General features: G+C 23.7%; 14 protein-coding genes. 2 read left to right on the top strand and 12 right to left on the bottom strand.

The window, feature by feature from the left end; translation table 4 throughout:
- Positions 1-8: 8 nt before the first annotated feature.
- The 6 genes from dnaG to EXC65_RS02760 form a co-directional block, all read right to left on the bottom strand.
- On the bottom strand, positions 9-1,196 hold the full coding sequence (gene dnaG / locus EXC65_RS02785; protein ID WP_129719972.1) for a DNA primase: 1,188 nt from the start codon (positions 1,194-1,196) through the stop codon (positions 9-11).
- Between the two features lie 19 nt (positions 1,197-1,215).
- On the bottom strand, positions 1,216-2,385 hold the full coding sequence (gene mobL, locus EXC65_RS02780; RefSeq protein WP_129719971.1) for a relaxase MobL: 1,170 nt from the start codon (positions 2,383-2,385) through the stop codon (positions 1,216-1,218).
- Positions 2,386-2,387: 2 nt separating this feature from the next.
- Entirely contained in the window at positions 2,388-2,690 is a 303-nt protein-coding gene (locus tag EXC65_RS02775; RefSeq protein ID WP_129719872.1) for a hypothetical protein, read from the bottom strand.
- On the bottom strand, positions 2,690-3,652 hold the full coding sequence (locus EXC65_RS02770; RefSeq protein ID WP_129719970.1) for a zincin-like metallopeptidase domain-containing protein: 963 nt from the start codon (positions 3,650-3,652) through the stop codon (positions 2,690-2,692). The genes EXC65_RS02775 and EXC65_RS02770 overlap by 1 nt, the downstream gene beginning before the upstream one ends.
- Positions 3,636-3,842 carry a hypothetical protein gene (locus EXC65_RS02765; protein ID WP_129719969.1) on the bottom strand — a complete coding sequence of 69 codons (207 nt, stop codon included), beginning with the start codon at positions 3,840-3,842 and terminating at the stop codon, positions 3,636-3,638. The genes EXC65_RS02770 and EXC65_RS02765 overlap by 17 nt, the downstream gene beginning before the upstream one ends.
- Before the next feature lie 279 nt (positions 3,843-4,121).
- Entirely contained in the window at positions 4,122-4,892 is a 771-nt protein-coding gene (locus EXC65_RS02760; RefSeq protein ID WP_129719968.1) for a replication initiation protein, read from the bottom strand.
- Positions 4,893-5,197: 305 nt separating this feature from the next.
- Between EXC65_RS02760 and EXC65_RS02755 the strand changes: the two genes are divergently transcribed.
- The gene (locus EXC65_RS02755; protein WP_129719967.1) at positions 5,198-7,243 is read left to right on the top strand and encodes a S8 family serine peptidase; all 2,046 of its coding nucleotides are present in this window, start codon (positions 5,198-5,200) and stop codon (positions 7,241-7,243) included.
- Positions 7,230-7,919, top strand: coding sequence for a hypothetical protein (locus tag EXC65_RS02750; protein ID WP_129719966.1), 690 nt, complete (start codon positions 7,230-7,232; stop codon positions 7,917-7,919). Before EXC65_RS02755 ends, EXC65_RS02750 begins: the two co-directional genes overlap by 14 nt.
- 108 nt (positions 7,920-8,027) lie before the next feature.
- Here the strand turns inward: EXC65_RS02750 and recO are convergent, their stop codons facing one another.
- From recO to EXC65_RS02720, 6 genes are all read right to left on the bottom strand, one after another.
- Positions 8,028-8,711 (bottom strand): DNA repair protein RecO, encoded by a 684-nt coding sequence (gene recO / locus EXC65_RS02745; RefSeq protein ID WP_129719965.1) that lies wholly within the window; start codon positions 8,709-8,711, stop codon positions 8,028-8,030.
- The gene (locus EXC65_RS02740) at positions 8,701-10,185 is read right to left on the bottom strand and encodes an MATE family efflux transporter (protein ID WP_165001336.1); all 1,485 of its coding nucleotides are present in this window, start codon (positions 10,183-10,185) and stop codon (positions 8,701-8,703) included. Before EXC65_RS02740 ends, recO begins: the two co-directional genes overlap by 11 nt.
- 257 nt (positions 10,186-10,442) lie before the next feature.
- Positions 10,443-11,954 (bottom strand): type 2 periplasmic-binding domain-containing protein, encoded by a 1,512-nt coding sequence (locus tag EXC65_RS02735; protein ID WP_129719963.1) that lies wholly within the window; start codon positions 11,952-11,954, stop codon positions 10,443-10,445.
- Between the two features lie 2 nt (positions 11,955-11,956).
- Positions 11,957-13,705, bottom strand: a complete 1,749-nt coding sequence (locus EXC65_RS04605) for an ATP-binding cassette domain-containing protein (protein ID WP_129719962.1) — start codon at positions 13,703-13,705, stop codon at positions 11,957-11,959.
- The gene (locus EXC65_RS02725) at positions 13,689-14,552 is read right to left on the bottom strand and encodes a carbohydrate ABC transporter permease (protein ID WP_129719961.1); all 864 of its coding nucleotides are present in this window, start codon (positions 14,550-14,552) and stop codon (positions 13,689-13,691) included. The genes EXC65_RS04605 and EXC65_RS02725 overlap by 17 nt, the downstream gene beginning before the upstream one ends.
- Positions 14,552-15,409: a carbohydrate ABC transporter permease gene (locus EXC65_RS02720; protein ID WP_129719960.1), complete on the bottom strand. Its 858-nt coding sequence runs from the start codon at positions 15,407-15,409 to the stop codon at positions 14,552-14,554. Before EXC65_RS02720 ends, EXC65_RS02725 begins: the two co-directional genes overlap by 1 nt.
- Positions 15,410-15,741 lie beyond the last annotated feature (332 nt).

Here is a 15,741-nt window from a genome sequence, read left to right as displayed (position 1 = left end):
ATAGTCTTTTATTTTTGTATATATTTAAGTTTTGCACTTATGCTAATAGATTTTTCATTAGCATAATTAATAGTTTTTTTAGACTTTAGATCATCAGTTTTATAATGATTTAAATTCAGTCAATTTAAATAATGTAATTTTTTCTGATATGCATTTTTTAAATCATTATCCATGCTAAATTCATCAGCATCTTTAAAATTTAAAAAGTCAATTACATAAATATTTTGAAAATTATTTTTAAAAAGTTTTTTAATAATTTCATAAGTAGCTTGTTTACCTGCTTCATCACTATCTAAAGCTAAAGTTATTTGTTTATTTTTTAATAATTTGATATGATGATTTGAGAGATTTATACCCATTAGCGCAACTGAGTTATAAATTTGATTTCTTTCAAAAGCTAAAACATCCATATAACCTTCAGTTAAAATAATTTCTTCATTATTTTTTGCGTTAAATCAATTCAATAATATTTTGTTTTTGTTAAATACAGAGTTTTCTTTTGAGTTAAGATATTTAGGAAAATTACTATTGTTATCTAAAGTTCTCCCTGCAAATCCAACAATTTCATTAAATTCATTTTTAATTGGAAAAATAATTCTATTAATAAAAAAAGAATTTTCATTTTCGGTTAATAAAGATGAATTTATTAATATGTCTTTAGGTATTTTTTTAACATTAATTAAAAAATTTTTAAACTTTGCATTATTTGAGTTATAACCAATATCAAATTTTTGAATAATATTGTTATTTAATTTTCTTTTGTTTAAAAATGTTTTAAGTAAGATATTTTCATTTATTTCACTTAATAAATTTACTTTAAATAAAATAGTTGCCAATGAATTAACGTTGATAATTTCTTTTTCATTTGTCTGAAAGTCATTTTCCGGTTTTTTAAATTGATGTTTTTTTAATGAAATTATATGAAATTTATTTGTTAGCCATTCAATTGCTTGTTTTGTATCAATTTTTTGATATTCTTTGACTAATTCAATTGCATTTCCGCCTTTATTACAACCAAAGCATTTTCAAATGTTTTTGGAAGGGGAAATAATCAATGATGCATTTTTATCACCATGAAAAGGGCAAATGACTTTAAAGTTAGAACCTTGTTTTATTAATTTAAAAAATTCTTGTGCAACATCAACTATGCTGAAATTAAAAATATTATTTTTGTTTTTATCTTGATTTATTTTCATTATTTTTACCTATAACTTTTTAATCATTTATTAAGTCATAACCTTTATCAAAAGATTTTTTAATTTGATATATTTTGTATGGCATTCAAGTTAATTTTTTAATAATTTTTTTAAGTAATGTTTTTTCATGAAATTTACTAGATTTTAATTTTGCAATTATTTTTTCATTTAAAAAAGCAGCATTTTTTAAAATTTGATTATTAAGTTGATTATTAAATTCATTAAGTTGATTATTAATAAATTCAGTTTTTTCTTCATCAAAAATTTTATCTATTTCTAATTCTTGGAGTGTGTCAAGTTTTTGTTGAAAAATATTAACCTTTTTAAAAAATAATTCATTGTTTTTCAACAAATAATCTTTAATTGCTATAACTGATTCTTGTATTTCTTTAGGTGCTAAATTAAAAGTAGGCTTTTTATTGTTTTTGTAATATTTTTTTATTTTTTGAAGGTCATCATAAAAATTATTTTGTTCATTAAACATTACTTTAAAAATTGGTTCATGCTTAATTTCTGTTTTAATTTCAAAAACTTCTTTTTTGATATTTCATAGAGTTTCATAATCTTTTTTGTGCAAAAGTTTCATGTCTAAATATTTTTGAAATTTTTTAATATTTTCAATTTCTAATGAGCCTTTTGATCTAAATTTAAATTTTTTTTGTTTGTAATTTCATGTAGTAGGCATCTTCTCACTAAAAAGAATATGAAAATGTGGGTGTTTAGTATTGGTATGAATTGCAAATAAAATATCTAAATTTTTTAAATTAAATTTTTCACTTTTTAAAAAATATTCAAAATTACTTGCTAAAAAATCAGCATATTCTTGTTGTGAAACAATATTAGCATTTTTCATTCTTTCATATTCAAAAGACAAGACAGCATCCCAAATTAATTGTTCTTTTTTTAATTTTTTATAAATATTTTTAGCTTTTTCAACAGCAATTAAATTAGCTTTTTTGCTTTTGATTTTAAATAAACCTGAATTAATTGAACTTTGTTCATTAACTAAGGAATTTAAAACTTTTTCTAATTGCGTTTGTTCATTTACTAGAGCAAGTATTTCATTTGATGTTTTTGTTGATTTATAAACAGCGCTGGGCCTTGTAATGTAATCAATTACTTTTCCCTTTTTGTAATATTCATTAGTTCCTTTAGCAAAACGAGTTATTTTAAAAACTGAACTTTGCATTTTTATTTTTTAACAAGTTGAATCTCACTTTCATAGCGTTGCTTTGCTTTTTCTAAAATGTATTTGCTCATTTCTCATGAAAAGTTGAAATAAAAATCTTTTTTATCATTTTCACTTTTAACAATTAAAGGATTGAAAACAAAAAAGTCATGCTTGTTTTTGTAAAGTGATAGTTTATTTAACTTTACAAAAAATGATTTATGTCTTGTGCCAAAATTAACAATTATTGAAAACATGGCTACTTGTTTATAATCATTTTCACTTTGTTTAGATATAAGAAAAAAATTTGTGATTTCAATTTTCATTAATGTACAAGCCCTTCGTCTTGAGCTAAAAAATCTGAATTATCAATAATTTGTTTTTCATTTTTTTTAGTATCTAAATATTTTTCTAATTTTTGAGAAATATATTCAACAGCTTCATTTGCTTTGTTAGCTGCTTTAAATAGTTCATTTGGATTATCTTCAAGTATCTTAATTCAACTTTGAATATATGCATAATTATTATCTTGAATTTTCTTAGTTTGAAAACCAAACTTTGAATTTAAAAATATCGCCCCTAATTCAGCAACTAATTCTTCTATAGCTCTTGTTTTGATATTTTTACTATATGATTCAATTGAAGTTCTATTGAGTCTATCTTTATGCCCTGTTCAATGTGTTAATTCATGAAAAAAAACTGCTATTTTTGCTTCAGGACTTACAAAAGTTGTTGGCATTTGGATGTAGTCTTGATTTGGAGAAAAATGTGGAGTTTCAGTTAAAACATTGTCGTATACTTTTAATTCTAAAGCTTTAGACAAATTTTTGATTAAATAATCTACTCTTTTATCGCTAGAAACTTCAACAAATTTATTTTTGTATTTAGGTATATTTTCAACATCCTTTGCATTGAAAACATAATACGTTTTTCCAAAAAAGTAATTAGTTTTTTGCTTTTTTCCATTATTTTCAATTTCTGATTCATCTAATTGTTTGATGCCTCAATATTCAATTGAACAACCTTTTGCCCCTTTTTTTAGTTTAAGATTTGATCTGTTTAATATTTGCTTAAAAGTTAAAAACCTTGGATCTTGAATATTTTTCATTTCAGAAAAAAGTTGAAGTCTTAAAATGTTTGTTCCATTATAGTTTTTGTTGCTTACAAAATTCAAAGGATACATTGCTACAAAATTTTTATCTCAAAAATAATTATGTGTTTTTAAGTTTTTGATAATTTGTTCAACAATTTTTTTCCTTTCATCTAAAAGCTTATTTAAATTTTTCATTTTTTAAACTTTCTTCAAATTCAAAACCAAATGAAGTTAAAAAGTTTTTAAATTTTTCAGCATTTTTAAATGTTGGATTTTTATAAAATTCAAAAAAAGCATTATCTAAATCTTTTTCAAAATTTATTAAATCATTATCATTTCATTTTTTCTTACTTTTGTAATTGGAATCAAAATTAAATTCTTTCATCTTCAAATGTCACTCCATATTTTTTTTCAAATTCTTTTTTCATTTTTTCTGTTGGATTATTATTTAACTTTTTTAAATCATTAATAATGTTTTTCATAAGTAATTCCTTTTTCTTTTTTTTATTTTTCTTTTTTATTTCTTCTAAATATTTCTAGTTTTATTCTTTAAAACTTAAACTAAAATGAGATATATAACCCCCTACCCCCTTAAAAAAAGCATTTTTTTACGAGTGATCCACTACATTTTTACGAGTGATCCACTACATTTGCTATAAAACTACTAATCAAAAAGTTTTGTTTCATCTTGAATGAGATAATTATCAAAAACAAAATGAATGTAAGGTGTTTGGCCTTTTTTTGCAATATGGTAAAATGAATCATCAATTTTCAAAAGTTTGGTTTTTGCTATTTTTTGATAATCTTTAACAACAACATCAATGACGTATTTTTTAAAATCACTTAAGTTTTTATATGCATCAGTTTTAACTCCTAAAATATTTGCAAAATTTTTTAGAGAAATTCATGTATCTATTTTTTCGCTATAGCTTCTGTTTTCCATTTCTTGAAAAAATCAAAAACTTAACGAAGATTTAAACTTTACAAGATTAGATAAATTAAACTTTTTAAAATGACCAAGGTTTAAATAATCATCTATGTATTTTGTGAATTCAATTTCAATCATTTTAGTTTTTTCATTGTATTGAAAACTTTCAATAAGCATTTTTTTCTTAGTTATGTTTTCTGTTTTTTGACTAATTGAAAAAATGGACGCAGCATCAAAACCCGCTTTTGAAATTTGACGCAACAAATCAGTTCGATCTACTTTTAAACTTTTTAAAAATAATCTTGAAAATTTAAATTTTAAAATTTTATTTTTGTCATGATTTGTAATGTATAAAAAACAGCTATAAAAAAATATTTTTAGCATTACAAGAGATGGACGCTCTTTTTGGATATACAATTTGTGGACTATTGAAGTAGGTACGAATTTATTTTCAAATTCATTTAAATTCAACAAAAAAACTACCTCGCTTTCTAACGAGGTAGCCAAACCACCATCTATTGAACACTACCAAAAAATTTCTATATTTTTTGTTGATAATTAAACAAAAATTATTATCTAAATTTTTAACAATAGCAAAATTAGCTATTGTTTTTTATTTAAAGTAAGCTACATTTTCATTTAAAAATTCTTGAATTTCCTTGTAAATTTTAAAATTAGCACTAGGGGTTGCAAATTTTAAATATAAATTTATATCAAAATTTAAAATTAAATTAGTCGTTTTGTTTATATGTTAAAATTTTATTATATAAATATTTTAAAAAATATGCTTTAAATATTAAGGAGGAAATAAAATGAAAAAAAAGAAAATATTAAAATCATTTTTTTTAGCTATGAGCTTAGGTTTATTTGTTTTTAGCAATATTCCTTATACAAAGCAAAATATTGAAGTAGTAAACTTACAAAAACATATTAGTCAAAATTTTAATCATTCTAAAGTAATAGAAAGAACCGTTTCTTTTGATGTTCCACAAAATGATAATTATCTTGAAACTTCAAAACGAATTAATGGAATTAAAGAACTAAAACTATTATTAAATTATGATATTGAAGAATTCGAAACACACTCAGAAACAAAAACTTTTTTTGAAACACAAAACAATAATTTTTCTAAACTTTTTAAAGAAAAATTTAGTTTTATTAAAAATATTGAAATAAGTAGTTTAACGCCAACTATTTGAATTTATTTTAATAATGATGAAGATAAAAATAAATTTATTAATTTAGCAAAAGAAGATAATTTTATATTTAAAATTATAAATTTAAAATATGAAATAAAACCTTTGTACAAAGTCCCACTTTTATGTATGGATGTTGAGTGTTTACTTAGAACAGACCAAACACCTGAAGAATTTAATGAAGCTTTAAAAAACCACCCTACAATAAGTCCGAGATCTAATACAGTTAAAAGTCCTGATTGAAATAAAATTTCTAAATTAAAAATAGTGGAAGATTATCCTGTTGAATTTATTGAAACAAATTTAGATAAAATTGATTTTAGCATGGCAGATATTAAAACACCATGAAAACCTAATGAGCATAACAAGATTGGAATTTTAGAAGCAAAAAATGGAGTTATTTATAAAGAATTAGACCAAGACATTTTATATGATCCTAAAATTTATAGTGAAAGTAGCAATATAAGAAGTATTCATGCAGGGATAGTTGCAAAAATTGCTGCAGGTTATGATGGGGTTGATAGATATGCAGAGATATATTCTGCAGGGTTTGCAAGTACAGATAGTCTATGACAAAAACAAATAGAATGAATGATTGAAAATGGTGTAAAAGTTATTAATCATAGCTATGGACCAGAAACACATAGCAAAGAAAATATATATAATGAAGAAGCGTTTTTCTTAGATTATATTGCAAGAAAATATGGAATAATTAATGTTTTTGCAGCTGGTAATGGTCATGATAAACCAGAAAAATATAATAATAAATACATTGATAAAACTCAACTCTCTTTTAATTCAATTGTTGTTGGTGCCCTTGATAAAGGTATTAAATATGATAATTTTTGAATAGCTCCTTATTCAAATCGTACATTAGAACCTGAGTATGAAGGCTTACCAAAACCATTAGTTGTTGCGCCGGGTTATTTTGAATATTATGATCAACATAAAACAGTAAAAGAAGTAGACGGTACAAGTTTAGCTGCTCCAATGGTTTCAGGAGCTATTAGTGTTTTGTTAGGTAACGAAAAGAAAATTGATTTAAAAAATTCAAGAGTAGCTGCAATTAAAGCTATTTTAGCAGCTTCTTCTAGATTACCTAAAAACATTTCTAACTTAGAATATAAATTAAGCGGATTAGAAAAAACATATGGTTCAGGATTGATTGATTATCAAAGAATGAAAAAAGCTGCATTTAATCTTGAAATTGTAAATGTATCAAAAGGAAGTATAAAAGAATTTATTTATACAAGTAATAGTATTTATTTAGATAAAGATGAAAATATAAAAATTGCTTCAGCATGAATGAATAATGGTGGAGTTTTAAAAAATAAAGTATCTAAACCAGGATTTTGAAAAAATCTTTTTGGTATAGATCAAAATTGAGAAAACATTCACCGTAATGAATACAGTTTAAAATATAATGAAAATAATTCAAGACAAGAAAAAAGATTTTTTACAGATTTTGATTTAGTTTTAGAAAAATATGATGGAAACAAATGAATTGAAATAAAAAGAGTTACATCTATAAAAAGCAATGTAGAAATTATAAATTATAAAGCTATACAATCTGGAAAGTATAGAATAAGAATTTTTAAATATAATGATATATTTGAAAATTCAATAGATGATGTTATAGGTGTTACATATGTTAAAAATTAAAAAGATTTTCAAGTGTTGTGTAGCTATTGTTTCTTTTTCTGCATTAGTAGGTTTAAGTTCTTGCTTTAAAACTAAAGACATAATTGAAATTAATAAAGAAGAAAAAAAGGAAGAAAGTAAAGGTAGAATAATAATTAATCAAAGTAAGGATATTATGAGTAAAATGTATTCTTATTTTAATATTAAGAGATATGTTATACGAAAAGAAGTTAAAAAAGATAAATCTTTTAGCAACTATATTGAACCAGAAAATTTTGATTATTTAAGACAAAATAAACATATTGATCTAAAATCAAAAGAAGAATATGATAAATATTTTTCTAATATTGAATATCCTAATATAGATAATTTTTTTGAAACACATAATATGTTTGCTTTTTTTTCACATAATCAATCATTTGTTTTTAAAGCATCTGATCAATTTTATCCGATTGTAAATGAAAAAGATAAAAAAATAGAAATTAAAATTTTCCACCCTACATCAGAACTTGAAATAGTTTTGCCAGCTATACGAGGTCCTGACACAATTTATTTATTTCCTTATGAAAAAAAATATGAAATAAATAAAATATCTGAATTTTCTAAACATGATGAAATAGTAAATATTTTAGAAGAAATTCAAAAAAAGTATAAAGAATATTCTTATAAAGACGAAGAATTGTATATTAGTAATTAAAAAAATTAATTATATTTAGTTTATAAAAAAATTTCTATATTTTTTGTTGATAATTAAACAAAAATTATTATCTAAATTTTTAACAATAGCAAAATTAGCTATTGTTTTTTATTTAAAGTAAGCTACATTTTCATTTAAAAATTCTTGAATTTCCTTGTAAATTTTAAAATTAGCACTAGGGGTTGCAAATTTTAAATATAAATTTATATCAAAATTTAAATAATAAAATGTTTTAAGTTCTTCAAGTGTCTTAATATTTTCTTTTTTAGAATGCAAATAACATAAAAAACCACCTTTAGCAACACTAAAAGTTTTTAAATTTTTGTTTGAAAAACATTCTAAGCATTTATCAGTAACTTGTTTGTAGCCAAACAATTCCAATAGGTGAAATAAGATAAATGTTTTTGCCACAAAATAATTATATTTATTTACATTTTGAATAAATGAAATTAAATGATTAAAAAATTTTGAATTGGATGTTGAAATAAAAGATAAATAAAACAAAATATCTTTTAGTTCTAAAAAAATTTGTGAAAGTAATTCAAAATTAATTTGTTGAATAATTGTTCCTTTTTTTAGTTTGGACATTTTGTTATTTAAACGAGCTAAAAAAATTTCATATTCTCCATAAGTTAAAAGCATTAGTGATGTTCTATTTTTGCTTAAAGGTTTTTGTGTTCCTTGTGCCAAAAAAGTAATTACCTTATTTCGACTAATTACTTTAACTATGGAATCATTTTCTTTATAATCTTGGTTATAAATAACAATTGCTTCTAGTATTTTAGCTGACATTTTTATCTCATAATTTTGTACGATGATTTACATCATCAATATTTCTTGCTCAATCTGTAATTAAATAAGTTATTTCATAAACACAAAATTTTAAAATGTCAATTGTAAAGAAAACTCAGTAAGCTTGGAAAAGACTTCAACCTAAATTTTTAGGTTGAATTGCATAAGTCATTGTTGCAATTCATGCAATAGATAAAAGTTCTAAAATTAAATCAATAATAGGAACTATATTTGTTCTACCACCTGACGAAATTAATCTGGCAGATGTTAAATATCAAACTCAAATAGGATTAAAAAAAGCAATAACTAATATAGTTTGTTGTAATTCAAAAAGATAAGTTTTTTTACCTTCTAAAGGGATTTTATCTGCAAAATAACTAATATGTGGAATACATAAAGCAACTAATGCTAAAACTATACCTAAAAATAATGCTAATGAAAAATGAAATCCTTTTAATTCATTTGCTTGTTTTTTGGCTATTTCAAATTCTTTTTTTCCTAGATGTGTGCTTACAAATATAGCAACATTAGAACCTAAAATACTTCCTATTTGTAAAAACACAGAACTAATAGCAGTTGTTAATCCTAATATTGATGCAGCCCCTATTTTTCATTCATAATTACCTATTGAACCTTCAGGGTACATTAAATTATAAAACCGGTCTCTAAAAATAATTAAAATTATATTTGTAGATAAAATAGCTGCACTATGTAATCTTATAAGAATTTTTTTTCAAATTTCTTTAGTAACTCTAAAAATACTTCAAGGTGTTATAAAACATTTTTTTATTTTTAAATAAACAAATATTGTATCCCCAAAAATTCCAAAAATTCTTGCAACAATAGAAGCATATGCAGCCCCTTTTACACCCATTTTCAATATATAAATAAACAAAATATTTAATGTAATATTTAATAAAAGAGAACCTATTGAAGAAATAAAAGCTTCTCTACCATGACCAGTTTCAGTTAATAATGAACTCATTGGTGCTGTTCATATATAAATAATTCACGTAATTACAATTAATTGTAAATAATCTATTGATTGTTGAAGTGTTTGTGAATCTGGATTTGAATTAGCATAAAAAATTTGTATCATATTTCTAGGGATTGATCAAGATAAAATAGCAAAAATAGATGTAAAAACTAAAAGTAAAATTACTCTAATTCTTGTTACTTGTCTAATTCTTCAATAATTATATGTTCCATAATATTGACCAATAAAAACACTTGTAATTATCATAATACCAGCAATAATTGCATTAATAATTCCTGTTCATGCATTTGCATAAGATAAAGATGCTACACCTTTTTCAATATTAGTAACCATAAAATTATCAACAAAGTTATTCAATGAAAAAAAAACACCTGTCAAAATAATTGGCAAGGAGTAAGTTAAGTATAATTTTCATTTTGCTCTATTTTCTGGGAAATGAGATGCAATAAATAACCAACTTTGTTTTAAAAAATTCATGCTTAAATATTTTAACATTTTTTTTATCAAAAAATGAATAAATAATGTATAATGTAAAAGAATCTTTTTTTAATAAAAGGATTATCGAAGTTAAATACTTCATACGATAATATTTCCGATGCAAAAAGCATTATTTCACATATTAATTTGGTTAAGGAGGGTGAGCCGTTCTTAACTTTTTTTGTTTTTAAATTTAAATAAAAAGTGCCCACTATTTAAAAATTAGTGTTGCACTTTAAAAGTAAATTTAAAATTTTTTAGTTTTTATCTTTGTTTTCTTCAGCACGTTTTTTTTGAGTTTCTAAGTTTTCTTTGTAAAGAGTTCTTAATCTTTCTAATGTGTCGCTTTGGGCATAACCTTCATTAGCTAATTGACGCATTTTGTCATTATAATAAACCATTCCTTGTGGTAAATAAGAATGTGCTCAGCTACCTACATTTGTTATACCATCATATTTAGTTCCTGAATCATTTAGTGAACCTTGTTTTTGTTTAGCGTTTGCACCTTCCGGTTTGGTATATGGAGATATAACTTTAAAACCATCCACTAAATAGTTATACCCTGTTTTACTATTGTGTAGTGCATGTAAAAAAAGTTTTGCTGTTTTTAATTTTGATTCATCTTTAGCTAATGATGTAATAGCTCATTTGTGTCCAGGACCTCTAAAAATCATTGCTGTTTGGTCTTTCTTATTAAAAATAGGTAATGGGAACATTCCGACATTAGAATCAGGATCATCTTTTTTGATTGCAACATCATTATAAGCACCACCTTGAACCATAGCTACTGTTCCTGTACCTACTTTTTTAATCCCTTCTCTTGTGTCGTTAACTTCTGTTCCATCTTTTTCTGGAACATAACCCATAATTTCAACTGCTTTTTTCATAGCATTAACAACATCCATGTTTACAACTTTGTCTACATCATCATAACCATTAGACAAATCACCATGTTGATCTACAGCAGCAGCAAATAAATGCTTAGAAATTGGTCAAACTTTTTTTACATCCCCACCTTTTGCAATGGAGTAAAAAGGTTTGTCAATACCTTTGGATTTTAAAAATGATATAACTTTTCTGTAGCCACTTTCTTTTAAATCGTTAGTAAAAACATAAAGTTTATTATCTTTTTCTATTGTTCCATCATATGCTTCACCTTTTATTAAATCAGGATTTTTTTCATTATTTGTGTCAAAAGATGCACCTTCATAAACTGTTACACCATTTTTATTAAAAGTGTCTCTATTGTAAATCACACCAAAATAACTATAAGTGAAAGCAGGGAATTTTTTATTTCCAACTGTAATTGTTCCGGTTAAATCATTTTTATTGTAATCTAAAACTTTTGCGGGGTCAGTGTCGAAAGTATATTTGTCAAATTCCTCAAAAGTAGCTTGTGGTTCAACAGCGAACATCAAAATATTACCAATACCATTATTAGTTTGGATTTTTTCTGAAATAGTTTTTTGCATTTGATGACCTTGAACTCAATTAAGTTTAGTACCATAATATTTATTAAATGCTTTAATAAAGTTTTGTGACTCTTCATTAATTTCATTAGCTGAACCCATAATTTCCATTTGATCTTTTGAATAACCAGCAAATGTATTTTTGAATTCTTTAATTTTTTCATCAGTTACAAAACTTTCTTGCATTGTTTTAAGAGCTGTGTTTTCTTGATCATTACATGAAACAACAGATATTAAAGGTACTAAAGAAGAAATGGTTAATAAACCAAAAAATAATTTTTTATTTAATTTAAATTTCATATTTATCCTTTATTATTTTTAAATTTATCAATAGTCTTAATAATTACATTTTTAATGAAAGATTTTTTTTCTTTAACTTTTTTAGTTTCTTCTAAAATTAATCTTCTAATTTTAATCTTAGAACTTGAATTTAGTCAATTTTCTATTGCTTCTATTGTTTCGTAATTAAATTTCGAAGTAAGAGCAATAGTTGATTCAGTATCAAATAAATGAATTCTTGAACTAATTATGAAAATTTCTACTTTATCAGAAATTTTAAAATCATTATAAGAAGAAGTGATAAATGTAAATTCTTCATTATTTACAACAGTTTTTCCTTTATATTGGATTTCATTTCCTAATAATTCTTTAGAAACAATTTTTACTTTAATTTTAGTTTTGTATGTATCATAAACAAATTCTTCTGTCGAAAAATCACTCGGTCTTATTCCTAAAGTTATTTTTTGGCTTTCTTTTAAGTGTGGAGTTTTATCAATTGGAATATCAATAACAAGCCCTTTTTTTGAAATAAACTGTTGATTTTTATAAACTCCCTCTACAAAATTCATTGCAGGTGTGCCAACAAAACTTGCAACAAATAAACAAGAAGGGTTTTTATACACATCTTTCGGAGTTCCAATTTGTAAAATAAATCCATCTTCCATTACAGCTAATTTATCTGACATTGTCATTGCTTCAACTTGGTCATGAGTTACATAGATAGTTCCTGAATTAATTTTTTCATGAAGTTTTCTAATTTCTTGTCTCATTGTTGATCTAAGTTGAGCATCTAAATTACTTAATGGTTCATCCATTAAAAATAAAATAGGGTTATTTACAATACTTCTACCCAGTGCAACCCTTTGTCTTTGACCACCTGAAAGTTGAGAAGGTTTACGATTTAAGTAAAAATCTAATCCTAAAGTCTTTGCTGCTAGCTCGACTTTTTCATTTATTAGCCTATTTTTTTCATTATTAGATAATTTTTTAATTTGTTGTTTTAATTCTTTTATTTCTTTTTGATGTTGTATTTTCTTTTGAATTAGTTTTTCAAGTTCAGGTCTTAATTTTTCAAAAAAAGTAATATTTTCTTTTTTATATTCAATTGTTTCATCTAAAAAAGTTACTTTAGCAAATAATTTATTGTATTTACGAATTTGCTTTGCTTTGTTATTTTCTGTAAAATTTTGTAATTTATTAAAAGCTATTTTTCTTTTTTGTTGTAATTTATTTAACGAATATTTATTTAAATGTAAAAAACGAACATTTTTAATTTTTCAATTTATTTCTGCAATTTGATTTTTTTTGAAATTAATTTTTTGAAAAATTTCAATGTTGTCGCCTGATTTATTTTTATTAGCATTAAGACCAAAAGCAATATTTTTTTTAACACTTAAATGCGGAAAAAGTGCATAATTTTGAAAAACCATTGTTAAGTTTCTTGATGAAGATTCTGAATGTGTTACATTTACATTGTTAATATAAATTTCACCTTGGTTTGCTTTTTCTAGTCCTGCTATTACTCTTAAAGTAGTGGATTTTCCACAGCCACTAGGACCTAAAAGTGATAAAAAATCACCTTTTTTTAATTTAATATTTGTTTTGAAAATAGCTTGAAAACCATTTTCGTAAATTTTATTAATGTTTTTAAGTTCAAGAACATATTTTTCTTGTGTTGCTTGTGAAGTTGCCAATTTTTGTTTTAATTTTTGTAAATAAACGGGCAAACTTTTTTTAGTTGTGTTTATTTTATTGTTATTTAATTGAGCCATTAGTTATTCCTGAAATAATATTTTTTTGCATTATGATAAAGAAAATAATAATAGGTATAATTAAAAGAGTTAGTCCAGCAGCCATACCTAATGTATCATTATCTTCAGAACCAAACAACCCTGTGTATAGTCTAACTGTAACTGTTGTAGGTTGTGAAATGTTATTTTGATAAACAAGTAGCGGTAATAAAAAGTCATTTCAAATTCATAAAGTATTTAAAATAAGAATTGTTGTTATTATTGGTTTTAATAAAGGTAAAATAATTAAAAAATAAACTTTTAAAGGATTATAACCTTCTACCTTAGCAACCTCCTCTAGAGATAAAGGAATGTTACTTAAAAAACCATGCATCATAAAAATAGAAATTGAAACACCAAAACCTGTATACATAAACATTAGTCCAAAAATATTTTGCATATTCATTACCTTCATAACTCTCATAAGTGGGAGCATAATAGCTTGAAAAGGAACAATCATAGTTATTAAAAAAAGATAAAAAATAATTTTTGAAATCAATGTTTTTGATCTTGCTAATTGTCAAGCTGTGAGTGATGAAAAGAAAATAATTGATATATTTGAAACAACAGAAATTAATACACTAACAAAAAATGATTCACTAAAATGTAAAACTTTTATGGCACGATCATAATTTTTTGTTATATATTTTTGAGGTAATAAAAATAAACCATTTATTTGTAAATCCTTTTCTGTTTTAAAAGAAGTATTAATCATCAAAAAGTAAGGCAGAACTCAAAAAACACTAACTAAAATAAAAGTTAAAAGTAGTGTGATTTTTAAAGCCTTGCGTTTTGAAAAGAAAAATGAAATATTTTTTAAAATGTTCATTAGTTTTGCACCTCAAATTTTTTAGATATATAAACTTGAAATACAGAAATAAAAGCAACTAAAATTAAAAAAATAAAACTTTTAGCTTGAGCTACAGCCGATGTTTGATTATAAGAAGGAACAAAGGCACTTGCGTAGATATCATATGATACAAGAGAAGTTCCTTCTCTTCCTCCTAAAAGTGCGAAATTTATATTAAATGTTTTAAATGAACGATTTAAAACTAAAAATAAAGCAATTGTGATTGCTGGAAGTATAACTGGTAGGATAACCATAAAAAATCTTCTAACTGGTTTGCATCCTTCAATTTTAGCTACTTCCATCAAACTTTTATTAATATTTTGCAAAGCAGCTAAGTAAATTATCATTACATAACCAGCCATTTGTCAGGTAAAAATTATTGACATTGCAAAAAGCGCTTGTCATCTACTAGCAATTGAACTAATAGGCGAACTTCCGAAAATACTAAAAATTGCTCTATCAAATATTAATTGCCATAAATATCCTAAAACAAGACCTCCAATCATATTTGGTACGAAAAATATTCCTCTAAATAAATTTTTTGCAAATATTTTTTTATTTAAAATATATGCGAAAGCAAATCCAAGAATATTGACCATGATTAGTGATAACAAACTAAAAGCAGTTGTATATCATATAGAATTTATAAATCTAGAATCATTAAGTGCAATTTTGTAATTTTTAAAACCAATTCATTCCCCATCAAACATTAATTGACTTTGATTTCAATTAGTGAAAGAAAGTAAAATTCCCAAAATAATTGGAACAATTAAAACAATAGTAAAAATAATAAGAGTAGGCGAAATCAGCAAAATAAAATATTTTTTGCTATACATATTGTTATTTAAGCACTAAATTAAATTTAATAATAAATTCAATTTTTAATTTTGTCTCCTTTCGTTTTTTAGTGAGAATACCCACAATTCCATTGTAAAAAAAAAAAAAAAAGCAAAGTTTTTACAAAAAAAGCTACTAAAAAAGACATTTTTTAACAGTTTTTTTATTTTTTAATGAATTTATATAACTAATATTTTTTTAAAAAATAAGTAAATAAAAAAAGCAAGCTATAAAGCTTGCTCCCGATCAAAGTCCTGTGCTTACATCACAGTTAGTGCAATACACGACAAAATGATTGTTACAACAGTATGAAATTTTCATCTGTAATGTC

It is taken from the genome of Mesomycoplasma neurolyticum (assembly GCF_900660485.1).
Lineage (GTDB): Bacteria > Bacillota_I > Bacilli_A > Mycoplasmatales > Metamycoplasmataceae > Mesomycoplasma_A > Mesomycoplasma_A neurolyticum.
This window is presented reverse-complemented; position numbering and strand designations above follow the sequence as displayed.